The organism is Testudinibacter sp. P27/CKL/0425 (genome assembly GCF_052931395.1).
The window spans coordinates 1,878,214-1,902,888 of record NZ_CM128801.1; the positions used below are offsets into that span (position 1 = coordinate 1,878,214).

A 24,675-nucleotide genomic window follows, 5' to 3' on the forward strand; every position below is an offset into this window, starting at 1 on the left:
CAAATTTAATTTCAAATAAATTTTCTTATAAATCATATAATTAAAAATAGTTTTCAATATTGTGATCATTGTCTCATTTTTAAAAGATTAGGCATTGCTTTACTAAAGTATAAAAGGGAATAATGAAGTTCCTTATCCGTGAAGGTCAACACTATGCTCAAAAACACTGAAAAAGAAGAGAAAAGAGGCGGCAGCAACCAAAGCCTGATTCGAGGATTATCCCTGCTCGAAATCCTAAGCAATTTTCCCAATGGCTGTCCGTTGGCAAAATTGTCGGAGATTGCCGAGTTAAATAAAAGCACGACTCACCGAATGTTGCAGAGTTTACAGGCTTGCGGCTATGTTAAACCGACCAATACCATGGGGACTTATCGCCTAACCACCAAATGTTTGGCTATCGGGCAAAAAACACTGGCTTCGATGAATATTATTAATCTTGCTTCGCCATTTTTAGAACAATTGAATCTTGAAACCGAAGAAACGGTTAATTTTTCCATGCGTGAAAACGGTCACGCCATCATGATCTATAAATTAGAACCGACAACAGGCATGATGCGTACTCGTTCATATATCGGGCAGCATTTACGGCTTTATTGTTCTGCAATGGGCAAAATTTTTATGGCTTATGATCAGCCCGATTATTTGCCTCGTTACTGGCGCAATAACCAAAAACAGATCCAGCAATTGACTTGTAACACCATTACCACCCTACAAGGCATGGAACAAGAATTAGAACATATCCGAAAAACCGGTTATGCAATGGATGCGGAAGAAAATGAATTAGGCGTCAGCTGTATCGCCTGCCCGATTTTTGATGTTAACGGCAAAGTGATCTACTCTGTTTCTATTTCTCTTTCTACCGCTCGTTTGAATCAATTAGGCAAAGAAACCCTGCTTACGCATCTTAAAAATACCGCCGATTCGATCTCTGTCGAGTTAGGCGCAACATTATAATATTCATCTCAATTGCGGCAGTTTTGCCGCATTATCAAACGATTATCGCTCAATGATAGTTTATTTTCAAACTAACTTCAATTATGTAAATTTACATAAATATGACATTGCTCACAAAATGACAAATTTCCAATTTCAAATATCAAAATATTATTTCATAATGCAGAACCGTTTGACAAGGTGACCCACTTATTTCTGATTCATTCTCAAATAAAGGAACTTTTAATGTCTGATATCTCCCCAAAGAATCCTATATTAAGTATGCAGCATATTATCAAGCGCTTTGGCGGTAATATTGCTGTAAACGATGTCAGTCTTGACATTTACCCCGGTGAAATTGTCGCCCTCTTAGGCGAGAATGGTGCAGGGAAATCAACACTCATCAAAATCCTGGCTGGCATTTATCCTTATGATCAGGGGCAAATATTCTTTGAAGATCAGCCTGTTAATTCCGCATTATCACTCAAAACCGAAACTCACCAACCCATTTCATTTATCCACCAAGATTTAGGTTTAATCGAATGGATGACCGTTGCCGAAAATATGGCGTTTGTGATGGGATTCCCGAAACTCTTTAAAATGGTCGACTGGGGCAAAGTGCGGTCACAAGCGGAACACGCGTTGCAATCGGTCGGGATTCATCTTGATCCCGATGTTCGGGTGTTTGATTTATCCCGAACGGAGAAAGCGTTACTGGCAATTGCCCGTGCAATCGCGGTGAATGCCAAAGTGTTAATCCTCGATGAGCCGACAGCCTCATTGCCGGCAAGCGATGTGAAACATTTATTTTCTGTCTTGCAAACGCTGAAAGAAAAAGGCGTTGGCATGATTTATGTCACCCACCGCTTAGATGAAGTGATTGAAATTTCCGATCGAATTTACGTTATGCGCGACGGCTTCCCGGTTGCCGAGGGCAAAACAGAAAATTATTCGGTGAAAGAATTGGTGAAAGTGATTGTCGGCGAAGAAACCCGTAGTCATCAACGGATGCCATTGCCGACGGACCATGACGAAGTGCTAAAACTCAGTGATGTCATGGTCGGCGACACCGGTCCGGTTTCTTTCAGTTTGCACAAAGGCGAAATGATTGCGCTGGCCGGGCTGCGTGGCGCCGGACAAGAGGAGATTGGCAGATTGCTATTCGGCTTGCGCGAACTGGATGCCGGAAATATTCAATTGCTGAATCAAAACTATACGCCGCACTCTCCTAAAGATGCGATCAATAAAGGGATTTCATTAGTTGCAGGCGACCGCACCAATGAAAGTTTAGTCATGTCGATGACCACAACCGAAAATTTATTTATCAATCCAATCATTAAGCAAAAAACCTCACTTCGTTGGTATGATCGGGCGGCAGAATTAAAAGAAAGCTGGTTTAAATTCCAGCTATTTGATATCCGCCCTAAAAATATGTTCATTGAAGTTAGTGCGCTTTCCGGCGGTAATCAGCAAAAAATCGTGATGGCGCGCTGGTTGCACTTAGAAACGCCAATTCTGATTTTGGAAGATCCAACCGCGGGGGTTGACGTCGGTGCAAGGGCTGAAATTTATGACGTATTAAATAAAGCCTTAGCACAAGGTGTTTCTATCATTGTGATTTCAACCGATTTTGAAGAAATCGCCCACCTTTGTAACCGCGCTTTAGTCTTTAACCGAGGCAATGTGGTCGGGGAATTATTCAATGACGAGATTACGTTTTCTAATTTGCTTCAACTCTCTTCGGCATCAGTAGCATCTTTTTCATCACCTTCTATTCATTCTGCGATATAGGATTTTTATTATGGCTCAAACTTCTGTCAAATCAACCGCTCTTGAACAGGCTGTCTCATTGCGTAAAGACGGTTTTATGCCTTGGTTCTCACAACAGGCGACTCGTTATGGTCTATTATGGTTATGTATTCTGTTGGTGGTCATTTTTTCACTCACCACCCCAACATTTGCCTCAATGCTAACGCTAAATGCTATTCTAGAAACCAAATCAAAAATTGCCTTATTGGCACTCGCGGCGACCATTACCATGATTGTCGGCAAAATTGATCTTAATGTGGGCTTCGGGATCGTCCTTTGGCACATTCTCGCCATTAGTTTACAAGTACAATTCGGGTTCTCATGGCAAATGGCGGTGATCACCGTGTTAATCATTGCCGCATTATATGGCTTGCTGAATGGCATTTTAGTGGCATTAGCCGATATTGACAGCTTTGTGGCAACTCTCGGTTCCGGTACGGTGCTGTATGCCGTGGCGTTGTGGCATTCCGGCGGGCGACAAATTGTCGGTGATTTGCCCGATGCGTTTTATGAACTGAATAGTTTCGACTTCTTTGGCATTACGATCTCTGCTTTATATATGTTGATTGTCGCCGTGGTACTTTGGATCGTGACCGAACATACCGCAATTGGACGCTGTATGTATGCTGTCGGCGGAAACCCTGCAGCGGCTCGTTTGAACGGGATTTCCATCAAAAAATACACGATCTTCTCCTTCATTGCTTCCAGCACGTTAACCGGTTTTACCGGCGTTCTGATCGCCGCTCAACAAGGCGTTGGGCAAGCAAGTGTCGGTATGGATTATTTACTACCCGCTTTAGTCGGTGCATTCTTGGGCAGCACCACGATTCGTCCCGGACGAGTTAATGTTTGGGGTACGGTTGTCGGTATCGCCATTCTGGCAATCGGCATTTCAGGCATTCAACAATTCGGCGGAGCCTTCTGGGTTGAACCGTTATTTAACGGCGCAACGCTTCTGCTCTCTATTACCATCGCCGGATATGCCCAGCGCAAACGTTTATTAAATCAGAAGTTAGTACAGAAAAAAACCGAGACAGAACAACCGTCTCAATCATCTAGCACACCGTCCATTTAATAACTATGAGGAAAACATTATGAAAAGCCGTTTTCAAAAAACCATTTTCACTACATTAGTCAGTGGTCTTCTTGCCGCCAGCCAATTTGCCGGCGCATCGACCGCAGAAGATGATTTTGTTGCGCAAGCCAAAAAAGTCGTTGAAGCTGCAACCGCGCCACAAACCCAATGGGACGGTCCAACAACCGGTCCCGCTCTGCAAAAAGAGAAAAGCATTATTTTCATTGCTTCCGATATGAAAAACGGTGGCGTGCTGGGTGTTTTAGACGGCATGAAAGAAGCGGCTTCCGCTGCCGGTTGGAAATTAGATGTGCTTGACGGTGCCGGTTCGGTGAATAACCAACTTGCTTCACTTAACCAAGCCATCGCCAAAAAGCCGGATGCCATTGTGATTGGCGGCTGGAACCCGAACGTGGCTCGCAATCCGTTAAAAAAAGCCGGTGAACAAAACATTACCTTAATTGCTTGGCACGCCACGCCGGAACCGGGTCCGATTGATAAATACAATGTTTTCTATAATGTAACTTCCGATTCCGATGAAATTTCACGTTTGTCGGCCTTACTTGCCGTTGCCAAATCAGAGGGCAAAGCAAAAGTCGTTATCTTAACCGATTCACTCTATGAAATTGCGCTGCGCAAAGCTAATGTGATGAAAGAAACGATTGAACAATGCAAAGAGTGCCAAGTGTTAGAATTTATTGACACTCCGCTTGCCGACACCTCTAGTCGTATGCCGGGGCTAACTTTCAGCACCCTGCAAAAATACCAAGATGACTTCCAATACACCTTGGCAATCAATGATCTCTACTTTGATTTCATGGCGCCATCATTAAGAACCGCCGGAATTAAAGGCGATTCAGCGCCATATAATATCTCTGCCGGTGACGGTTCCGTAACCGCTTATCAACGCATTCGTGCCGGTGAGCATCAAATTGCCACCGTTCCGGAACCTTTAAATTTACATGGCTGGCAATTAGTCGATGAGCTGAACAGAGCATTCTCCGGCGAAAAACCGTCCGGCTATGTGACGCCGGTTCATTTAGTCACGAAAGAGAATATTGCCTACGATGGCGGTGATAAAAATATGTATGACCCACAAAACGGCTACCAAGACGCATACAGAAAGATCTGGGGTATTGACTAAAAACTTAAACGGGGATACGGCCATTGTATCCCCTGCTTCATAGGATAGACACCTTGATGAATATTGAAATTTATAATACTGAATTTTCTTATTTATTCACTGAACAATCTCAAATTGAATGCCTGTTTCAAAATGCAATTTGGGCAGAAGGTCCGGTTTGGGTTCCGAATGAAAATGCCGTTATTTTCAGCGATGTTAAGGGAAACCGAATGTTTAAATGGAAAGAAGAAAACGGAACTGAAGTTTTTCGCTCTCCATCTGATTTTGCCAATGGCAATGCGCTGTTGCCCGACGGTTCGTTAATGACCTGTCAGCACGGCTCCAGAGGCATCAGTCGCACCGATCTTCACGGCAACATAACTTCATTAGTTGAGCGTTATGACGGAAGGCGTTTTAATTCGCCGAATGATTTGGTAGTTAAATCCGACGGTACGATTTGGTTCACCGATCCGCCTTATGGCATTCTCAGCAATAATGAAGGCTACCAAGCGGCAAGTGAAATCATTGGTTGCTACGTTTATTGCTATAATCCTAAGCAGGCAACGGTTAGTTTGGCAACGTTCAATACCATGCGACCTAACGGCTTATTTTTTTCTCCGGATGAAAAAATATTATACGTCGCTGATATGTCGCAGGTTGAATTTAGCGAAGGGCTACATCATCTCGTGGCATTCGATGTTAACGGCGCAACATTGCAAAATCGCCGCACAATCTGCGAAATCAATCCCGGCATTCCGGATGGCTTCTGCCTTGATAAAAACGGTTTGATTTATTGTAGTTGTGAAGACGGTATTTTAGTGATTACCCGCGAGGGAGAAACCGTTGCGAAAATCTGCCTTGGTAAAACGGTTTCAAACTGTACCTTGGGTGGCAAATTGCAAAATGAATTATTTATTACGGCAACAAACTGTTTATATCGAGTCAAACTCAATACTACCGGGTTCCAGTACGATTCGTTCTACCAATAATAAATACTAAAAAAGCTCATCCCTGAGCTTTTTTAATCTGTTTGGCTTAACTCAATTTCGCCGCCAAATACCTCTCCACCATATCCACAATCGCCTGGGTTTGTGAATCAATTTCAATATTCACTTTGTCGCCGATTTTTTTGTTGCCGATAATCGTACGTTGCAGCGTTTCAGGAATTAAGTTCACGCAGAAGCGTTGATTTTCCACTGCGCCGATAGTCAGGCTGATGCCGTCGATAGCGATGTAGCCTTTGGTTAACACATATTTCGCCAAGTGCGGTTCAGGCAGGCTGAACCAGATTTGGTAGTTATTTTCTGTTTGAGTAATCTCGTCGATCACCGCCATGCTGTATACATGACCGGAAAGCAAATGCCCGCCGATTTCGTCGCTCATTTTCATCGCGCGTTCGATATTGATTTCATCGCCCACGTTTAACTCGCCTAAGTTAGTGATGCGCAGGGTTTCTTGCATTAAGTCAAAACTCAGACGATCGCCGTTAATTTCGGTGACGGTCAGGCACACGCCGCTATGCGCAATTGAAGCGCCGAGTTTCAGATCGTCGAGCAAATCCGACGGCATTCGGATCACATGGGTTTGAAAATCTTTTTTTACTTCGATCGATTCAATTCGGGCTTTACCCTGTATAATACCTGTAAACATAATCTCTCTCTTGTCGTATTCATTTTTATCAACGCAGATTATAGATCTTTTCTTTCAATTAAGCAGAAATATATTTATGTTAAAGTTTATTACCAGCGAGCAGCACCGTATGGAAATGCGCCAATTAATTCGAATTGCAGCGCCGATTCTGGTGGCGCAAATCGCACAAAGTTCAATGGGGATGATCGACGCGATCATGGCGGGACGCGTGAGTGCCGCTGACATGGCAGCGATTTCCATCGGCGCATCTATTTGGTTCCCGCTCGTCCTGTTCGGGCAAGGCTTGCTGCTTGCGCTGCCGCCGACTATCGCCTATTTGAACGGCTCCGGACAGCGCAAGCGAATCGCACATCAAGTGCGGCAAGGCGTTTGGATTGTGGTGATGATCACCATACCGCTCTTTATACTGATTTATAACAGTCACTTTATCGTCGATTTTATGGATATGGATCCGCAATTGGCTTCTATTTCCAGCCAATACCTGCAAGCCATGGCATTCGGCATTTTCGCTTATCTGATGATGATCAACTTCCGCGGGCTGAATGACGGACTTGCCAAAACCAAACCGGCAATGGTGATCGGATTTATCGGTTTGCTGCTGAATATTCCGCTGAATTATATTTTTATCTATGGCAAATTCGGCGTACCGGCTTACGGTGCTGTCGGCTGTGGCATCGCTACCGCGATTGTTAACTGGCTAATGATGGGAATGATTATCCTCTATTGCTATCGAGCCAGACATCAGCGCGACCTTCGTCTCTTCCCCAAACTGTTTGAAAAACCGGATTGGAACACCCAGCGCAAATTGCTGAATTTAGGCGTGCCGATTGCGTTAACGCTGTGTGCGGAAGTCACGCTATTTACCATTGTTTCGCTGCTGATTGCGCCGCTTGGCGCCAATGTGGTCGCCAGCCACCAAATTACCCTGCAAACCAGCTCGTTTATTTTTATGCTGCCGTTGTCCATTTCAATGGCGACCACCATTTTAGTCGGTCAACGCCTGGGCGAGCGCAATGTCGAAGGTGCGAAACAAGTCAGTTTTAGCGCCCTCGCATTAGGGCTAACCGTCGCCACCGTCACCGCAATTTTGACCTTACTATTTCGCACTCAAATCGCGCAAATTTTTGTGACTGACCAACAGGTGATCGCCATGGCGTCATTTTTATTACTGTTTGCTGCTGCCTATCAAATTCCCGACAGCATTCAGGTGATCGCCGGCGGCGCATTGCGTGCCTATAAAGACACCAAAGCGATTTTAATCATTTCACTGTTCTGTTATTGGATCATCGGTATGCCGATCGGGTATATCACCGGCTTAACCGACTGGCTGATGCCGCCACTGGCGGCGGAAGGTTTTTGGATTGGTTTTGTGCTGTGCTTACTATTTGCCTCGATTTTCCTGCTATGGCGATTACGGAAAATTCAACGCATTCCGGCGACCGCACTTTTAGCTCACTTAGAACGCATCAAATAAGGAAAGAGTATGAATAATATCATCAATGTAGGGATTGCCGGTTTTGGAATGTCGGCGCAAGTGTTTCATGTTCCGTTTTTATTGGTTGACCCGCGCTTTCGAATTAAAAAAGTGTTTGAACGCAGCAGCGAAAAAGCCAAACAAAAAATCCCGAATGTAGAAGTGGTGCATGATTTTTCCGCTTTGTTGCATGATGATATTGATCTAGTGATCATCACTACCCCCAATTTAACCCACTATGAATTTGCCAAACAAGCGATTGAAGCGGGCAAACACGTTATCGTCGAAAAGCCGCTTGCCGTCAGCGCATACGAAGCGCAAGAGCTGGAGCTGTTGGCGCAACGCCACCAAGTCGTACTCTCGCCTTACCAAAATCGCCGCTGGGATAGCGGCTTTGAAGCGGTCAAAAAGGTGATTAACGGAAATTTGATTGGTGAGATTGTCGACTATCAAGTGCGGTTTGATCGCTATAGCGCCGGAAAAAATCCAAAAGTCTGGAAAGAGACCGGCGAAAAAGGCGTTGGGCTGGTGTACGATTTGGGCGTGCATTTGGTGGATCATGCCGTTGATCTGTTGGGAATGCCGCAAGCGGTGTTTGCCGATATTCGCTATCAACATGAAAATGCGCTGAGTGATGATAATTTCCAGATCTACCTGTATTACCCAAATCTGAAAGTCGAATTGAGTGCCACCAAATATGCACGGGAAAAAGGTCCGCATATCGCTCTGCACGGACGTAACGGATCGTATTTAAAATATGTTGCCGATATTCAAGAATCCAAACTGCAACAAGGCATCTTGCCTATCGGCAATTGGAATGTGGAAACCGAACAGCAATGGGGCGTGCTGAATACCGAACTCAATGGCGTCCATTTCCACGGCAAAATCGAGTCCCCCGCTGCCAGCTACGCCGCCTACTACGACAATATCTATGCCGCAATCACCGAGGAGGCACCACTTATCGTCACCGTCGCCCAAGCCAAAAATGTGCTAATGCTATTGGAAAAATGCTTTGAAAGTGCGGAAAAGCGGCAGGTAATTTCATTATAACGGTGCACAAACAAAAAGTGCGGTCGTTGATTGTTCAACGACCGCACTTTGGTGTTTGGCTTGCTTAATCCTCAAACTCATCAAGCCACTGCAATAAAATGGCTTCGAGGATTTTCTCATTCGATTTTTGTGGATCGTCGTCAAATTCCTCTAATTCGCAGATCCAGCGGTGCATATCGGTGAAACGCACCGTTTTCGGATCGATATCCGGGAAGCGATCATATAACGCCCATGCGATTTCTTGTGAATCTTGCCATTTCATTTGTAGAGCCTCGTTAGATTAATGTTCTTCGCGTGCGTGATTAATGGTGTAGCGTGGAATATCGATCACCAAGTCATCGTCACCGACCACCGCTTGGCAGCTCAAACGGCTTTCCATTTCCAAACCCCATGCTTTGTCTAGCATATCTTCTTCTAAATCCGAGCTTTCGTTGAGGGAGTCGAATCCTTCACGCACCACCACATGGCAAGTGGTGCAAGCGCAGGATTTTTCACAGGCGTGTTCGATTTCAATTCCGGCATTTAGCGCAGCGTCTAAAATGCTTTCACCGCGCACTGCTTCAACCACCATTCCCTCAGGGCATAAACTTTCATGAGGTAGAAAAATTAACTTTGGCATTATTTATCCTTTTACTTAACTAAATTTTACTGTTTTCAATTTCGCTGATGCTGTGGCCTTGCAGCACACTGCGCACCGATTTGTCCATGCGACGGGCGGCAAATTCGCGCGTGACCACGTCTAATTGCTTAATGCCCTGCTTAATCTGATCGCCGTCTTGTCCGTCGATGAGCTGTCGTAGCGTAGCAATTTGTGCTTGAATGACGCTTAGCTCCTCAGAGGCTAACAGATCGCTGTCGATTTTCAGCGCGTCTTCCACGCCTTCAATCACGCGTGCCGCTTCCACTCGCTGCTCTGCCAATCGGCGCGCTTGAATATCGGATTCGGCATTTTCAATCGAGGAATGGATCATATCGCGAATTTCATTATCGCTTAAACCGTATGACGGTTTCACCTGAATCGAAGCTTGCACCTTGCTGGATTTTTCCATTGCCGTCACGCTTAATAAGCCGTCGGCATCGACTTGATAAGTCACTCGAATATGCGCCGCGCCTGCCACCATTGGCGGAATGCCGCGCAACGTGAAACGCGCCAAAGAGCGGCAATCGGCAACCATTTCACGTTCACCTTGCACCACATGAACGCTCATTGCCGTCTGTCCGTCTTTAAACGTGGTGAATTCTTGCGCTCTTGCCGCCGGAATCGTGGTGTTGCGCGGGATAATTTTTTCCACTAAGCCGCCCATGGTTTCAATTCCCAATGACAACGGCGTGACATCTAACAGCAACATATCGGAATCGGATTTATTGCCAACCAGAATATCCGCTTGAATTGCCGCGCCCAGCGCCACGACTTTATCCGGATCAATCGAAGTTAACGGGGTTTTGCCAAAAAACTCGCCCACTTGTTCGCGAATTAACGGAACTCGGGTCGAGCCGCCGACCATCACCACTTGCAGCACTTCATCTTGGCTGACTTGTGCATCTTTTAACGCACGGCGACACGCCAATAATGAACGCTTCACCAGCGGTTCAATCAGCTGTTCAAACTGTTCACGCTGAATCTCGCCCTGCCAGCCGTTGAAACTGACCGCCACACTGGCTTGTTCGCTTAATTGTACTTTAGCCGCAATCACGGTTTCCAATAGTTGACGACGCTCAATGCTATCGGTGGCGACAATCCCGGCTTGTTGCTCGATCCACTCTGCTAACAGATGATCGAAATCATCGCCGCCAAGTGCGGTATCGCCGCCGGTTGCCAACACTTCAAACACCCCTTTTGATAAACGCAAAATGGAAATATCGAAGGTACCGCCGCCGAGATCATACACCGCAATCACGCCCTCTTGCCCGGAATCCAAACCGTAAGCAATCGCGGCTGCGGTCGGTTCATTCAGCAAGCGCAACACTTGCAGCCCGGCAAGACGGGCGGCGTCTTTGGTGGATTGACGCTGCGCATCATCAAAATAGGCAGGCACGGTGATCACCGCGCCGGATAATTCGCCGCCTAAGCGCGCTTCGGCAAGATAATTCAATTTTTTCAGAATCTCAGCGGAAATTTGCACCGGGCTGAAATTGCCCTGTGCGGTTTCGATGAGCGGCAAACCGTTTTCGCTGGCTTGAAAATGATACGGCAAATTTGGATAACGCTGCTGCACATCGGCAAGGCTGCGTCCAATCAGGCGTTTGACTGAAATCACGGTTTGAGCCGGCTCGTTGACCGCTCTTACCAGTGCGGATTTACCGACCAATGGCGTGTCCTCGTGTGGGTAATTCACCACTGAAGGAATCAGCACGCTGCCGTCTGTATCCGCCAAAATTTCACTGCTGCCGTTACGCACGGTCGCCAGCAACGAGTTGGTCGTGCCAAGGTCGATCCCCACCGCCAAACGGTGTTGATGTGGGGCTGCGGTTTGTCCGGGTTCGGCAATTTGTAGTAATGCCATGTTGTTATTCCGTTTAAGTAAATTCGTTTTAAAGTGAAAAACCAATAATCGCTATCTGCAAACCGCACTTATCGGCATTTTCAATCGGGGGCTGCTTAGCCGTAGAGCCGATCTTCAATCTGATCGACTTCATGTAAAAATTTTTCGATGAATTTTAACCGATTGATATGTAATTTAAGTGCGGTCCAATCCGCTTGCTGAATGGCATTTTCGATTGCTTGCAGTTGTTGGCTGCGTAGTGTTTCCGATTTGGTTCTTAGTGCCGCCACTTCCGCTTCATCACAGCCACAAGCCGCCGCTTCCAAGTCTTCACGCAACATCAGCTGCTGCATTAAAAATTCGCCGTCATGCACTGTTTCTTCTTGGTTGAGTTGCTGCGTCAAATTCAATTGTAAAATCGCTTCGGCGCGGCGGATCGGACTTTTCAGCACTTGGTAAGCATCATTGATTGCCGCGGCTTTTTGCACCGCGTCCAATTGTTGCTGTTCGGATTGAGTGGCGAAATTGTCCGGGTGGTACTGTTTTTGCAAGGCTAAATAGCGTTCGGATAAACGCGCGCTATCTAGCTGAAATTCAGCTTCCAAACCGAACAGGGCAAAAGGGTTTTGCATGATCATATCCTTAATTCAACCGCACTTTATACGGTGAAACTTTCGCCACAACCACATTCGTCTTTTTTGTTCGGATTGTGAAATTTGAAGCCTTCGTTCAAGCCCTCTTTCACGAAATCCAATTCCGTTCCTTGTAGATATACTAGGCTTTTGCTGTCGATGATCACGTTAACGCCGTGCTGTTCGAACAATTGATCGTCTTCATTCATTTCATCTACAAATTCCAACACATACGCCAGCCCGGAACAGCCTGAGGTTTTCACCCCTAAACGCAAGCCTAAACCTTTACCGCGGTTTGCTAGAAATGTGCGCACACGGTTAGCCGCACTTTCAGTTAAACTGACACCCATGACGAGATCCTTATATTCAAAACCATCTCAGTTGAGACTTAAAATAGAGAAAAGCCCTGTTCCGCCAGCGCGAAACAGGGTTAAGATTATTTATTATTTTTTGCTTTATAGTCGGCGATTGCCGCTTTAATCGCATCTTCCGCCAAAATTGAACAGTGAACTTTCACCGGCGGCAGTTCCAACTCTTCTGCAATTTGGCTGTTTTTAATTGAGCCTGCTTCATCCAGTGATTTGCCTTTCACCCATTCGGTGATCAGCGAGCTGGAAGCGATTGCCGAGCCACAGCCGTAAGTTTTGAAACGTGCATCTTCGATAATGCCGTTATCGTCTACTTTGATTTGCAGCTGCATCACATCGCCGCAAGCCGGCGCACCGACCATACCGCTGCCGATATTTTGTTCTTTTTTATCGAATGAACCCACGTTACGCGGATTCTCATAATGATCGATTACTTTTTCGCTATATGCCATGTTAAATTCTCCTGTTGCTCGATTAGTGGGCAGTCCACTGCACGGTGTTCAAATCAATGCCTTCTTTAAACATATCCCATAATGGGGACAGTTCACGCAGTTTGGTGACTGCTTTTTTCACTAATTCAATCGCATAGTCCACTTCTTCTTCGGTGGTGTAACGCCCGATTGAGAAGCGAATGGAGCTGTGCGCCAGCTCATCATTCAAGCCCAATGCGCGCAGCACATACGAAGGCTCAAGGCTGGCTGAGGTACAAGCCGAACCTGATGACACCGCCAAATCACTTAAAGACATCATCAACGATTCGCCTTCAACATAGTTGAAGCTGATGTTCAAGTTGCCCGCCACGCGCTGTTCCAACGAACCGTTAACGTGCACTTCTTCAATGTCTTTCAAGCCGTTATACAATCTGTCGCGCAGCGTTTTAATCCGCGCCATTTCGCTTGCCATTTCTTCTTTGCAAATGCGATAGGCTTCGCCCATGCCGACAATTTGATGAACCGGAAGTGTACCTGAACGCATACCACGCTCATGTCCGCCGCCATGTACCATCGCTTCGATACGCACGCGCGGTTTACGGCGCACATATAAGCCGCCAATGCCTTTTGGTCCGTATAATTTATGACCTGAGAATGACATTAAATCGACTTTCAATTTGCTTAAATCGATCTCCACTTTGCCCACGCTTTGCGTTGCATCAGTATGGAACAACACTTTTTTCGCGCGGCAAAGTTCACCGATTTTTTCGATGTCTTGGATCACACCGATTTCATTGTTCACGTGCATAATCGAGACTAAAATCGTATCGTCGCGCATTGCCGCTTCGAATTTAGCCAGATCAATCAAGCCGTCCGCTTCCGGCTCTAAGTAAGTCACTTCAAAACCTTCACGCTCTAACTGACGGCAGGTATCTAACACCGCTTTGTGTTCGGTTTTACAGGTGATGATGTGTTTGCCTTTGGTTTGGTAGAAATGCGCCACACCTTTAATTGCCAAGTTATCGGATTCGGTTGCACCGGAGGTAAACACGATCTCTCTGGAATCCGCCCCGATCAAATCAGCGATTTGGTTACGCGCAATATCCACCGCCTCTTCAGCCTGCCAGCCGAAACGGTGTGAACGCGACGCCGGATTACCAAAAATACCGTCGTAGGTCATAAATTCCATCATTTTTTTAGCTACTCGTTCGTCCACCGGACAAGTTGCCGCATAATCCAAATAAATTGGTAATTTCATTTTCACTCCTGAAAAATTAACAATATCAACCGCACTTGCACCAAGGCTAAGCGCGATTAACGACTTGAAGGGGTTGCTGTTCCAAATGTTTTTTTAAGGCACTGCGTTGAGTCTGTTTATTGACCAAATCGGCGATGGTGATGCCGTTCAAAAACTCCTCGATTTCCTCGCTTAACTGCTCCCACAATGAATGCGTTAAACAAGTGATTCCGCCTTGGCAGTTGCCTTTGCCTTTGCATTTGGTTGCCGAAATATTTTCATTCACCGCTGCAATAATCATGCCAATCGCGATTTTATCGATCGGCATTCCCAATAAATAACCACCGCCGGGGCCGCGCACACTTTTCACCAAGCCGAAACGGCGCAATTTGGCAAACAGCTGCTCCAAATAAGAGAGCGAAATTTGCTGACGCTCTGAAATTTCGGCTAATGTAATCGGCATCTCGATCTCACCGCGCTGTGAATTCAGTGCAATATCCAGCATTGCCGTCACGGCGTAACGTCCTTTTGATGTCAATTTCATGTCTGTTCCTCAACGATAATCTGATGAGGTGAATTTTTTCATACCAGACTATTTTAGTCAACTTTAAACCTGACTATTTTTGTATGTTTTTGTCTATCGAAGCAACAAGCAGAAGCATTTATCGCTTAACCGCACTTTTTCCGCACCGCACTTAGCATGCCTTGCAGAATATTCAATTCATTTTTTTGCAGATCGGCGCGTGCGTATAAGCTGCGCAATTTCGGCATCACGCCGTTATTTTTGATGAAATCCAAACGACGATAAAGCTGTTCGGTTTGGGTGAAAAAATATTCCAATTCCTGTTGAGTCGGTTTTTCGATAATCGGCTCAGCGGCAAGTGCGGTTGGCTGCTCGGCAGGCTGCGCCAGCATCGCCATGCGAATTTCATAGCTCACCAATTGCACCGCCATTGCCAGATTGAGTGAGGAATATTCCGGATTGGCGGGAATATTCAGATGAAAACGGCATTTCAGCAGCTCCTCGTTGGTCAGCCCGACGCGCTCACGCCCAAACACAATCGCCACTTTTGCGCCTTGCGAAGCGGCATAAATCGCCTGTTCACCACACGCACGCGGCTCGATCAACGGAATCGTAATGTGGCGGCTGCGCGCACTGGTGCCGATCACTATTTCGCAATCCGCCACTGCGTGATCCAAACTCTCCACCACAACCGCACTTTGCACAATATCATAAGCCCCGGCGGCAAGTGCGGTCGATTGCTCGTCGGGCAAGACTTTGGGCGACACCAAATACAACAACGACAAGCCCATGGTTTTCATCGCCCGCGCCGCCGAGCCGATATTGCCGCTGTGAGAAGTTTCAACTAATACAATTCGAATATTATGTAATAACGAAGGATTTATCATAATTAATAATGACCACTTAATTTACGCGAAGTGTGCAGCACCCGCAAAATCATAATCCGCTGTTCTGCAACGGCGTAAATAAAAATAAACGGAAAGTGCGGTATCACCAGTTTGCGAAAAGCCTTTTTGCCGTTTTTAATCGGCTTGCCGAGCAGTGGATTGGCTTGTAATAATTCCGCCATTGATTCAAATTTTGCCTCGACTTGATCAGCAAGCGCCAAACCGGCGTGTTCAAAAAAATACTGAAAGATCATTTCCCGATCTTCCTGCGCTTTCCGTTCCCAAAACAGCATCATGCGCTATCCTTTTCGATTAAGCGCTGACGCAATTGCCGCATTCGTTGCTGGCTTTCACTGTGATTAATTGCTTGGGTTTGTCCGCCGTCATAGCGTTCAATTGCCTCTGCAATTTGTGCTTCAAGCCAATACTCATGGGCATTACTTTGATATTCCCGCTCTTGCGCCGCCAACTCCTCTGCCTTTTCACGCATCAGTTTGGTCAAATCGGTGTTCTGCCGTTTCGCCGCCTGCATTGCCAATTGCTTGGTTTTTTCATCGATCCGAAAATGAATGGTCTCCATGCGTCCCCCACTAAAAAATGGTGTCATTTGTGTTGTCAATCATACCTTAATTTCTCAGTCGCGCATAAGACAAAAATAAATTTACCTCGCAATTCTCCGTACAATTTCTTATAATGCGCCCAGTTTTGTTTTTGTAGGACAAAATCAAACCCTCTATTTTTCGTTCTTTAAAATCCGGTGGAATTATGAATCCAATGTTAAACATCGCTATTCGTGCTGCACGAAAAGCAGGCAATGTGATTGCCCAAGGTTACGAGCGCCCAGAAAGCATCGAAACCACAACCAAACGCGCTAATGATTATGTGACCAATATCGACAAAGCGGCTGAACAAGCCATTATCGAGGTGATCAAAAAATCGTATCCTGATCATACGATTATCACCGAAGAAAGCGGCGCAATCGAAGGCGAAAACAGCAATGTACAATGGGTGATTGATCCGCTGGATGGCACCACCAATTTTATCAAATCTTTCCCTCATTTTGCAGTTTCTATCGCGATTCGTGAAAACGGCCGCACCGAAGTCGGCGTGGTTTATGATCCAATCCGCAATGAACTGTTCACCGCGGTGCGCGGCGAAGGCGCAAAATTAAACGAAACTCGCCTGCGTGTTGAAAACCGTCGCGATTTAGACGGCACAGTGCTGGCAACCGGTTTCCCATTCAAGGCAAAACAACATATGCCTGCACATTTAAATATCATCGGTTCCATGATCGAAGAAGCAGCTGACTTCCGTCGTAGCGGTTCCGCGGCGTTGGATTTAGCCTATGTGGCAGCCAACCGTGTGGACGGCTATTTTGAAATCGGTTTAAAACCGTGGGACTGCGCAGCCGGTGATCTGATCGTGCGGGAAGCGGGCGGAATTGTCACCGATTTTGTCGGCGGACATAACTATTTGAAATCAGGCAATTTGGTTGCCGCGGCGCCGCGCATTGCCAAAGCGATTTTAACCAAAATCCAACCGCACTTGACAGACGCGTTAAAAGGCTAAGCCAAGTCAAAAGCTAAATAAAGCGAATATGCAAAAGGCGGGAACTATCCCGCCTTTTCTATACCACTTCTATAACCGCACTTTTAGCGTCTTAACGCAGATGAAACTTACGGCGCAAGGTGCGCAGCAGTAAAAATACCCAAGGCCACAGCACGCCGCTGATCGCAGCGCCGATTAACTCTTGCGAATTAAAATGCGCATTGTGCATAAACAATTCGATCAGGAAAATCACAAGGTGGATCATCACCACCGCAACAACCACTAAAATGCTCTGCAACCACAGCGACAGGTTACGCAAGATCAAATGGTTAGACGCGATCAGATAGGCGAACACCGATAACACTAAGGCGTGTACGCCCAGAATTGAGCCGAGGCTCAAATCCCAAACCAAGCCAATTAAAAATGACCAGCCGATACTGATTTTATTCGGAATGGCTAAAACCCAATACAGCAGCACCAACACCAGCCATGAAGGGCGATAGCCTTGAAATTCCGCCGACCACGGGGTGATTTCCATCACTAGCGCCACCAAAAAGGTGCAGGCAACCATTAAAAACTGAAAAATCCAATTACTGCGCATTATTGATTCCCCTCAGTCGTTAACGCATCCTGCCGTTGCTGGTTGGCATCTGCCGGATCCAACTCGTTGCTCTCCGCTGGATTTTGTCCTGCGTCATTCGGATTCGGTTGATTCGGATCGATTGGCTCTTTCAAATTTTTATTTGCATCCGCCGGGCTTAGCAATTCATCTTGTCGGATTGACAGTCGCTGACGCACGGTGTTGCGCACATCTTCCGGCGACAACGATTGCGCGCGGTGCAGCTCATCATTCACTGGCCATAGCAATAATAAATAGCGCAAACGTTCGAGTGAAGCCAGCGGTTTGGCGGTGATCACCGCGAAATAGTTTTGTTTATCCGTCGAAACCGAGTCCACGATCGCCACCGGGTAGCCTTCGGGGAAGCGCCCGCCCAGACCGGAAGTCACCAGCAGATCGCCTTTCACAATATCCACCGAGTGCGGTACGTTATCCAATTGCAACTCGTCGCCACGCCCGGTTCCGCTGGCAATTAAACGCACATCATTGCGCAACACCTGCAACGGAATGGAATGGGTGACATCAGTGATCAGCAACACCCGGCTGGTGGTTGCGCCCACAGAAGTCACCTGCCCGACCACGCCTTTTTCATCAATAATCGGCTGCCCGACATACACGCCGTCGCGGCTGCCTTGGTTGATCACCACTTGTTGACGATAAATATCGGTTTCGGTGGTCAGCACTTCGGCGATTTTCTTGTATTCGTCGTAACGCAGTGGTGAATTGAGCAATAAGCGCAGACGTTGGTTTTCGACTTTCAGTTGATCAAGCAGCAGCAAATCGGCATTTTTTTCACGCAGCTGTTCTTTCAGTACGCGATTTTCAAGTTGTAGTTTTGAGGTGTCCGCCAGATTATCCGAAACACCGTCCAAAACCGAACGCGGGATATTGGCGAAATAGAAAATGCCGCTGATCGAGGTTTCCATCAGGCTGCGCAGTTGGATCATGCCGCTGCTGCGCCCGTCGCCGATCATCAACAGCACCGACGCCACAACGGCTAAAATCAAACGGATTCCTAAAGGCGGGGCTTTAGAAAAAATAGGTTTCATGCAGTTACTCTTAAAAAAGTTGCGGTTTTAACTGATTGCCAAAACCGCACTTGTGAAAAATAAAGAGTGTTTTCAAGACGATGCTTAATCGTCGCTGAAAATATCGCCACCGTGCATATCAATCATATCCAACGCTTCGCCGCCGCCGCGCGCTACACAAGTCAGCGGATCTTCGGCAACAATCACCGGCACGCCGGATTCTCTGGATAATAAGGTATCAATATTCGGCATTAATGCGCCGCCGCCGGTTAACACCATGCCACGTTCAAAAATGTCGGCTGCCAGTTCCGGCGGGCACGACTCAAGTGCGGTACGTACGGCGGTCACAATGCCGCTTAATGGCTGTTGAATCGCTTCCAACACGTCGCGCGAAGTCAGTTTAAAGCTGCGCGGTGCGCCTTCTGCCAAGTTGTGTCCGTGAACTTCAATCTCTTTGACTTCATCGTCTGATTCGATAAACGCAGTACCGATCTCTTGTTTAATCCGTTCCGCGGTCGCTTCGCCGATTGACGAGCCAAAAGTGCGACGCACATACGCAATGATCGCTTCATCAAAACGATCGCCGCCGATACGCACGGAAGAGGAATACACTACGCCGTTTAAGGAGATCACCGCCACTTCGGTTGTACCGCCGCCGATATCGATCACCATTGAACCGGTTGCGGTCGAAACCGGCAATTTAGCGCCGATTGCCGCGGCCATCGGTTCTTCAATCAAATATACTTCACGCGCACCGGCACCGATTGCCGACTCTTTAATCGCACGACGCTCCACTTGGGTTGCGCCTGCCGGCACACACACCAACACGCGTGGACTTGGGCGCATGAAGTTATTGCGGTGAACTTGTTTGATAAAATATTGCAGCATTTTTTCAGTGACAAAAAAATCCGCAATCACGCCGTCTTTCATCGGGCGAATCGCAGCAATACTTTTCGGGGTGCGCCCCAACATCATTTTCGCTTCACGCCCGACTGCCGCAATGCTTTTCAGCGATCCGACTCGATCCTGACGAATGGCAACCACCGACGGCTCATCTAAAACGATGCCTTGACCTTTAACATAAATAAGTGTGTTGGCTGTGCCCAGATCGATAGAGAGGTCATTAGAAAACAGACCGCGAATTTTTTTAAACATAGTGATTCCGATTTAGAAAGAGGTTAAGCCTTTAAAGGCGAAAAAATTGTGCTAAATGTACCAAAAAGCAGACCTTTTCACAACTTTAAATTCTCGTCAATTGAAAAGCCCGATCAAATTTGATCGGGCTTGAAACGAAACCGCACTTGGCTTATTTCTTTGCTAAAATCGGCACTAAAAAGCGTGCGGTGTGCGACTGTTGCTGTTTAATCAACTGCTCCGGTGTGCCTTGCGCAATGATTTGTCCGCCGCCGTCGCCGCCTTCCGGCCCCAGATCGATGATCCAGTCGGCAGTTTTGATCACATCTAAATTGTGTTCAATCACCACAATGGTATTGCCTTGATCACGCAAACAGTGCAACACGCCCAACAGCTGTTTGATGTCGGCAAAATGCAAGCCGGTGGTCGGCTCATCAAGAATATACAGCGTTTTGCCGGTGTCTCGTTTTGACAGCTCTGTCGCCAATTTCACCCGTTGCGCTTCGCCGCCCGACAGCGTGGTTGACGATTGCCCTAAGCGGATATACGACAAGCCAACGTCCATTAAGGTTTGCAATTTGCGCGCAATCATCGGCACCGCAGAGAAAAATTCCAGCCCTTCCTCCACCGTCATCTCTAAAATCTGATGAATGGTTTTGCCTTTATAACGAATTTCCAAGGTTTCACGGTTATAACGCTTGCCCTTGCAGTGATCACACGGCACATACACATCCGGCAAAAAGTGCATTTCGACCTTGATCACCCCGTCCCCCTGACACGCCTCACAACGCCCACCACGCACATTAAAACTAAACCGCCCCGGATTATAACCACGCGCCCGCGCTTCAGGCACACCAGCAAACAGTTCGCGAATCGGGGTGAACAAGCCGGTATAGGTCGCCGGATTTGAACGCGGTGTACGCCCGATCGGGCTTTGGTCAATATCGATCACTTTGTCAAAATGCCCCAAGCCGTCAATGCTTTGGTAAGGCGCGACGTGGGTGTTGTCCGCTCTATTCAGTGCATTTTGTGCCAGTGGGAACAAGGTATCGTTAATCAGCGTGGATTTGCCTGAGCCGGAAACCCCGGTGATACAGGTGAATAAACCAACCGGAATCGCTAAATCGACATTTTTTAAGTTATTGCCACTCGCACCCTTCAAGGTTAACCATTTCTCGTCGTTAACTTTGGTGCGTTTTTTCGGAATCTCAATTTTTTCAGCCCCTGACAAATATTTCCCAGTTAGTGAGGCGCTGTTTTTCATTAATTGTTCTGCCGTGCCACTGGCAACGATTTCACCGCCGTGCACGCCTGCCCCCGGTCCGATGTCGATAATATGATCGGCTGCCATAATCGCATCCTCATCGTGTTCAACCACGATCACCGTATTGCCCAGATCGCGCAAATGGATCAAGGTTTTCAGCAAGCGTTCATTATCTCGCTGGTGCAAACCGATAGAAGGTTCGTCCAACACATACATTACGCCCACCAACCCTGCACCAATTTGGCTCGCCAAGCGGATCCGCTGAGCTTCCCCCCCCGATAGTGTTTCCGCCGAACGGGATAACGACAAATAATTCAAGCCGACATTCACCAAAAACGACAACCGCTCTTTGATCTCTTTCAGGATTTTTTCAGCGATCTGTGCCCGTTGCCCGGTGAGCTGTAACTGTTCAAAAAAGTCTAACGCATTGCCAATACTGCGCTCCGCCACGTTCGGCAAGTTGAATTGCTCGATAAACACATGGCGCGCTTCGGTGCGTAAACGTGAGCCGCCACAAGCGGCACAAGGGCGCGTGCTGATGTTTTTCGCTAAATCTTCACGCACCGCAGTGGATTCCGTTTCTTTATAGCGACGCGCCATATTGTTTAAAATGCCTTCAAACGGGTGGCGACGCACGGTGATATCACCGCGATCATTCACATATTGAAATTCAATTTCGTCTTCGCCGGAACCATTTAGGATCACCTCTTGAATTGCCTTTGGCAAGGCTTCAAACGGCTGCTGAATATCAAATTGATAATGTTTAGCAAGTGAGGACAGCATTTGGAAATAGTAGAAATTGCGACGATCCCAACCCTTAATAGCGCCGTTTGCCAGCGAAATCGACGGATTTTGGATCACCAGCTTTTCATCAAAATATTGCTGCACGCCCAAGCCGTCGCAAGTCGGACACGCCCCTGCCGGATTGTTGAATGAAAACAGTCGCGGCTCTAATTCCGCCACCGAATATCCGCAATGAGGACAGGCAAAATTCGAGGAAAACAGTAATTCATCCAACGGTTGTTCACTGCCTTCCATTGGCGCAACCACCACCGTACCGCCCGACAGCTCAAGTGCGGTTTCAAACGATTCCGCCAAGCGACTGGCAAGATCAGACCGCACTTTGAAGCGATCGATCACCACTTCAATGGTGTGTTTTTTCTGTAACGCCAAGGTCGGCGGATCGGACAAATCACAAATTTCGCCGTCAATTCTGGCGCGGATAAACCCTTGCGCCGCAATATTTTCCAGCAACTTAACGTGTTCGCCTTTGCGCTCTTTCACCACCGGCGCCAGCAACATCATTTTACTGCCTTCCGGCAATTCCAGCACTTTATCGACCATTTGGCTAATCGTTTGCGCTGCCAGCGGCACATCATGCGTCGGACAGCGTGGCTCCCCCACACGAGCGAACAATAAACGCAGATAGTCATAAATTTCGGTGATCGTGCCGACGGTTGAACGCGGATTGTGCGAAGTGGACTTCTGTTCGATCGAAATCGCCGGTGAAAGCCCTTCAATGTGATCCACGTCTGGTTTTTCCATTAAAGACAGAAATTGGCGCGCATAGGCGGAAAGCGACTCTACATAGCGCCTCTGCCCTTCGGCATACAGCGTATCAAACGCTAATGAGGATTTGCCCGATCCCGATAAACCGGTGATCACCACCAATTTATCGCGCGGAATGGTTAAATCAATATTTTTTAAGTTATGGGTACGCGCACCGCGAACCTCAATGTTGTCCATAAATTCGTCTCAATTCTGGTGTAAAATTGGAATGATTATCGCACAAATAAAAAAACTGTGTAAATATCCAGTATCTTTTTTATTTAAAAGGGTGATTTTTTTTTGATTTTCAGGCAACATATAGCACGATAACGTACAAACTAGAACATAAGTAAAGAGGATACTATGGCAGGCGTAAATAAAGTCATTATTGTAGGCAATTTGGGCAATGAGCCTGAAATCCGTACCATGCCGAACGGCGAAGCAGTAGCAAACATCAGCGTGGCGACCAGCGAATCTTGGCGCGACAAAAACACCGGCGAAATGCGCGAAGTCACCGAATGGCACCGCATCGTGTTGTATCGCCGCTTAGCTGAAATTGCCGGTGAATACCTGCACAAAGGCAGTAAAGTGTATGTCGAAGGGCGTTTGAAAACTCGCAAATGGCAAGATCAAAACGGGCAAGATCGCTACACCACCGAAATTCAAGGCGACAACCTGCAAATGTTGGATTCCCGTAGCGAACGAGGACAACAAGGCGGCTACGCACCACAACAATCCAGCGGCTACTCCGCCCCGGCACCAGCTTCTCGCCCTGCGCCTGCCGCACAAAAACCGGCAGCCCAGCCTGAGCCGCCGATTGATTTTGATGACGATATTCCGTTTTAACCGCACTTTAGGTTATTAAGATGAAAAAATAAACCCTGTTATCTGACAGGGTTTATTTATTCTGCTAAGCAACATCTTCCCACATCATAATCAAATCCATCTGCTTATTTGCCAAAAAACTTTTCTGTTGCCCTTGCATCATGGTATCCGTCTCTTTCAAGTGTCCGAGTAACAATGGCGAATTGGGATCGTGCAATTGGGCATTGCTTAACGTTTTTTTCGCACTTTTATTGGCGTAACAGTATTTACACCCACTGGTGCAACTATCATAAGTGCCGATATCACGGCTTTCGATGCAGTGGCAACCTTGGCGCAATCCTTTATGTTTGAGATCTCGAAATTGCACGCCGTTGGCATTACCGAGCATCTCTAATGTCATACAAGCTGACGAATGAATGCCATAGCGGGTAACTTTGTTTGGAAACAGCGGATTACGTGATAACACGTAGCCTTCCTCAAAGTGTTTTAATAGCCACTCGCTGTAATAATGGACGGTATCGGTACGCCTACCGGTATTAACAATCATCTATTTTCCTTAACAATCATAACGTAAGCCCATTATTCGCTTAAAAATTCATCCAGCTCTTATGCGAATTTCTGTGGCTTCTTCAATCGATATAGCCCTAAATCACCGAGCAACCCAACGACGGATAATTTGCTTGGCAATCCGGCAAGCGCATGGGGGAACACAATATCTTTGCCGATATAGTCTAATGCTGTTTTACGCATGATTTCACACTCTCTTTAATGCAGAACGGGGGATTTATCGGCTGTGCGGTTTTCTGCTTGCCTGACGCAGCCGAGATTAAATTTTAGCAACCAGTATAGAGCAATAAGGAAAATTTGATAATCCACCGATTTTTAAATTAACCATGAAGTATCACTTTATAATCAGCGCAGAAAAAAGATTGGTCCAAGACCATGTAGAGATAAGGTGATTGTGATTGCATATTATTGTTTAGAGGTCATCTGAACCGCACTTGGCTTTTTATATTGAGGCCAAACCGCTTCAA

The 24,675-nt window shown here is 46.8% G+C and carries 27 protein-coding genes; 9 read left to right on the top strand and 18 right to left on the bottom strand.

What is annotated here, in order from left to right; genetic code table 11:
- Positions 1–153: 153 nt before the first annotated feature.
- The 5 genes from ACUHGC_RS09355 to ACUHGC_RS09375 all read left to right on the top strand — a co-directional run bounded on the left by ACUHGC_RS09355 (position 154) and on the right by ACUHGC_RS09375 (position 5,929).
- Positions 154–954, top strand: coding sequence for an IclR family transcriptional regulator (locus ACUHGC_RS09355; RefSeq protein WP_446833063.1), 801 nt, complete (start codon positions 154–156; stop codon positions 952–954).
- 225 nt (positions 955–1,179) lie between these two features.
- Positions 1,180–2,724 carry a sugar ABC transporter ATP-binding protein gene (locus ACUHGC_RS09360; protein ID WP_446833064.1) on the top strand — a complete coding sequence of 515 codons (1,545 nt, stop codon included), beginning with the start codon at positions 1,180–1,182 and terminating at the stop codon, positions 2,722–2,724.
- Between the two features lie 10 nt (positions 2,725–2,734).
- Positions 2,735–3,817, top strand: a complete 1,083-nt coding sequence (locus ACUHGC_RS09365; protein WP_446833065.1) for an ABC transporter permease — start codon at positions 2,735–2,737, stop codon at positions 3,815–3,817.
- 19 nt (positions 3,818–3,836) lie between these two features.
- The gene (locus ACUHGC_RS09370; RefSeq protein ID WP_446833066.1) at positions 3,837–4,961 is read left to right on the top strand and encodes an ABC transporter substrate-binding protein; all 1,125 of its coding nucleotides are present in this window, start codon (positions 3,837–3,839) and stop codon (positions 4,959–4,961) included.
- A 56-nt stretch (positions 4,962–5,017) separates the two neighbouring features.
- Complete coding sequence (locus tag ACUHGC_RS09375; RefSeq protein ID WP_446833067.1) at positions 5,018–5,929, top strand: SMP-30/gluconolactonase/LRE family protein; 912 nt, start codon at positions 5,018–5,020, stop codon at positions 5,927–5,929.
- Positions 5,930–5,975: 46 nt separating this feature from the next.
- Here ACUHGC_RS09375 and ACUHGC_RS09380 read toward each other — a convergent pair whose 3' ends face one another.
- Positions 5,976–6,590: a riboflavin synthase subunit alpha gene (locus tag ACUHGC_RS09380; RefSeq protein WP_446833068.1), complete on the bottom strand. Its 615-nt coding sequence runs from the start codon at positions 6,588–6,590 to the stop codon at positions 5,976–5,978.
- 76 nt (positions 6,591–6,666) lie between these two features.
- Between ACUHGC_RS09380 and ACUHGC_RS09385 the strand changes: the two genes are divergently transcribed.
- Together ACUHGC_RS09385 and ACUHGC_RS09390 are read left to right on the top strand one after the other, a co-directional pair.
- Complete coding sequence (locus ACUHGC_RS09385) at positions 6,667–8,064, top strand: MATE family efflux transporter (RefSeq protein WP_446833069.1); 1,398 nt, start codon at positions 6,667–6,669, stop codon at positions 8,062–8,064.
- A gap of 9 nt (positions 8,065–8,073) precedes the next feature.
- A complete protein-coding gene (locus tag ACUHGC_RS09390; protein WP_446833070.1) occupies positions 8,074–9,114 on the top strand; it encodes a Gfo/Idh/MocA family oxidoreductase in 1,041 nt (346 codons plus the stop codon).
- Between the two features lie 64 nt (positions 9,115–9,178).
- Here ACUHGC_RS09390 and iscX read toward each other — a convergent pair whose 3' ends face one another.
- The 11 genes from iscX to ACUHGC_RS09445 all read right to left on the bottom strand — a co-directional run bounded on the left by iscX (position 9,179) and on the right by ACUHGC_RS09445 (position 16,255).
- A complete protein-coding gene (gene iscX / locus ACUHGC_RS09395; protein WP_446833071.1) occupies positions 9,179–9,376 on the bottom strand; it encodes a Fe-S cluster assembly protein IscX in 198 nt (65 codons plus the stop codon).
- Positions 9,377–9,394: 18 nt separating this feature from the next.
- Entirely contained in the window at positions 9,395–9,733 is a 339-nt protein-coding gene (gene fdx / locus ACUHGC_RS09400; RefSeq protein ID WP_446833072.1) for an ISC system 2Fe-2S type ferredoxin, read from the bottom strand.
- Between the two features lie 19 nt (positions 9,734–9,752).
- Positions 9,753–11,618 (bottom strand): Fe-S protein assembly chaperone HscA, encoded by a 1,866-nt coding sequence (gene hscA / locus ACUHGC_RS09405; RefSeq protein ID WP_446833073.1) that lies wholly within the window; start codon positions 11,616–11,618, stop codon positions 9,753–9,755.
- 95 nt (positions 11,619–11,713) lie between these two features.
- Positions 11,714–12,229 (bottom strand): Fe-S protein assembly co-chaperone HscB, encoded by a 516-nt coding sequence (hscB, locus tag ACUHGC_RS09410; RefSeq protein ID WP_446833074.1) that lies wholly within the window; start codon positions 12,227–12,229, stop codon positions 11,714–11,716.
- Between the two features lie 26 nt (positions 12,230–12,255).
- Positions 12,256–12,579, bottom strand: a complete 324-nt coding sequence (iscA, locus tag ACUHGC_RS09415; protein ID WP_446833075.1) for an iron-sulfur cluster assembly protein IscA — start codon at positions 12,577–12,579, stop codon at positions 12,256–12,258.
- Between the two features lie 86 nt (positions 12,580–12,665).
- The gene (gene iscU, locus ACUHGC_RS09420; RefSeq protein WP_446833076.1) at positions 12,666–13,049 is read right to left on the bottom strand and encodes a Fe-S cluster assembly scaffold IscU; all 384 of its coding nucleotides are present in this window, start codon (positions 13,047–13,049) and stop codon (positions 12,666–12,668) included.
- Positions 13,050–13,071: 22 nt separating this feature from the next.
- Positions 13,072–14,286, bottom strand: a complete 1,215-nt coding sequence (locus ACUHGC_RS09425) for an IscS subfamily cysteine desulfurase (RefSeq protein ID WP_446833077.1) — start codon at positions 14,284–14,286, stop codon at positions 13,072–13,074.
- A 46-nt stretch (positions 14,287–14,332) separates the two neighbouring features.
- Entirely contained in the window at positions 14,333–14,809 is a 477-nt protein-coding gene (gene iscR, locus ACUHGC_RS09430; protein WP_446833078.1) for a Fe-S cluster assembly transcriptional regulator IscR, read from the bottom strand.
- 125 nt (positions 14,810–14,934) lie between these two features.
- On the bottom strand, positions 14,935–15,675 hold the full coding sequence (gene trmJ / locus ACUHGC_RS09435) for a tRNA (cytosine(32)/uridine(32)-2'-O)-methyltransferase TrmJ (RefSeq protein WP_446833079.1): 741 nt from the start codon (positions 15,673–15,675) through the stop codon (positions 14,935–14,937).
- A 2-nt stretch (positions 15,676–15,677) separates the two neighbouring features.
- Positions 15,678–15,971: a type II toxin-antitoxin system RelE/ParE family toxin gene (locus ACUHGC_RS09440; protein ID WP_446833080.1), complete on the bottom strand. Its 294-nt coding sequence runs from the start codon at positions 15,969–15,971 to the stop codon at positions 15,678–15,680.
- The gene (locus ACUHGC_RS09445) at positions 15,968–16,255 is read right to left on the bottom strand and encodes a hypothetical protein (RefSeq protein WP_446833081.1); all 288 of its coding nucleotides are present in this window, start codon (positions 16,253–16,255) and stop codon (positions 15,968–15,970) included. The genes ACUHGC_RS09440 and ACUHGC_RS09445 overlap by 4 nt, the downstream gene beginning before the upstream one ends.
- Before the next feature lie 185 nt (positions 16,256–16,440).
- On the opposite strand from ACUHGC_RS09445, the gene suhB reads away from it, so the two are divergent.
- On the top strand, positions 16,441–17,244 hold the full coding sequence (gene suhB / locus ACUHGC_RS09450) for an inositol-1-monophosphatase (RefSeq protein ID WP_446833082.1): 804 nt from the start codon (positions 16,441–16,443) through the stop codon (positions 17,242–17,244).
- Between the two features lie 91 nt (positions 17,245–17,335).
- Here suhB and mreD read toward each other — a convergent pair whose 3' ends face one another.
- The 4 genes from mreD to uvrA all read right to left on the bottom strand — a co-directional run bounded on the left by mreD (position 17,336) and on the right by uvrA (position 23,014).
- A complete protein-coding gene (mreD, locus tag ACUHGC_RS09455; protein ID WP_446833083.1) occupies positions 17,336–17,824 on the bottom strand; it encodes a rod shape-determining protein MreD in 489 nt (162 codons plus the stop codon).
- Positions 17,824–18,891, bottom strand: coding sequence for a rod shape-determining protein MreC (mreC, locus tag ACUHGC_RS09460; protein ID WP_446833084.1), 1,068 nt, complete (start codon positions 18,889–18,891; stop codon positions 17,824–17,826). Before mreC ends, mreD begins: the two co-directional genes overlap by 1 nt.
- An 84-nt stretch (positions 18,892–18,975) precedes the next feature.
- Complete coding sequence (locus tag ACUHGC_RS09465) at positions 18,976–20,025, bottom strand: rod shape-determining protein (RefSeq protein WP_446833085.1); 1,050 nt, start codon at positions 20,023–20,025, stop codon at positions 18,976–18,978.
- A gap of 151 nt (positions 20,026–20,176) precedes the next feature.
- Positions 20,177–23,014 carry an excinuclease ABC subunit UvrA gene (gene uvrA, locus ACUHGC_RS09470; protein WP_446833086.1) on the bottom strand — a complete coding sequence of 946 codons (2,838 nt, stop codon included), beginning with the start codon at positions 23,012–23,014 and terminating at the stop codon, positions 20,177–20,179.
- A 165-nt stretch (positions 23,015–23,179) separates the two neighbouring features.
- Here uvrA and ssb point away from each other — a divergent pair, with 165 nt between their 5' ends.
- Complete coding sequence (gene ssb / locus ACUHGC_RS09475; RefSeq protein WP_446833087.1) at positions 23,180–23,662, top strand: single-stranded DNA-binding protein; 483 nt, start codon at positions 23,180–23,182, stop codon at positions 23,660–23,662.
- A gap of 64 nt (positions 23,663–23,726) precedes the next feature.
- Here the strand turns inward: ssb and ACUHGC_RS09480 are convergent, their stop codons facing one another.
- Positions 23,727–24,188 carry a DUF1848 family protein gene (locus ACUHGC_RS09480; protein ID WP_446833088.1) on the bottom strand — a complete coding sequence of 154 codons (462 nt, stop codon included), beginning with the start codon at positions 24,186–24,188 and terminating at the stop codon, positions 23,727–23,729.
- 59 nt (positions 24,189–24,247) lie between these two features.
- Positions 24,248–24,391, bottom strand: a complete 144-nt coding sequence (locus ACUHGC_RS09485; protein WP_446833089.1) for a hypothetical protein — start codon at positions 24,389–24,391, stop codon at positions 24,248–24,250.
- Positions 24,392–24,675: the final 284 nt, after the last annotated feature.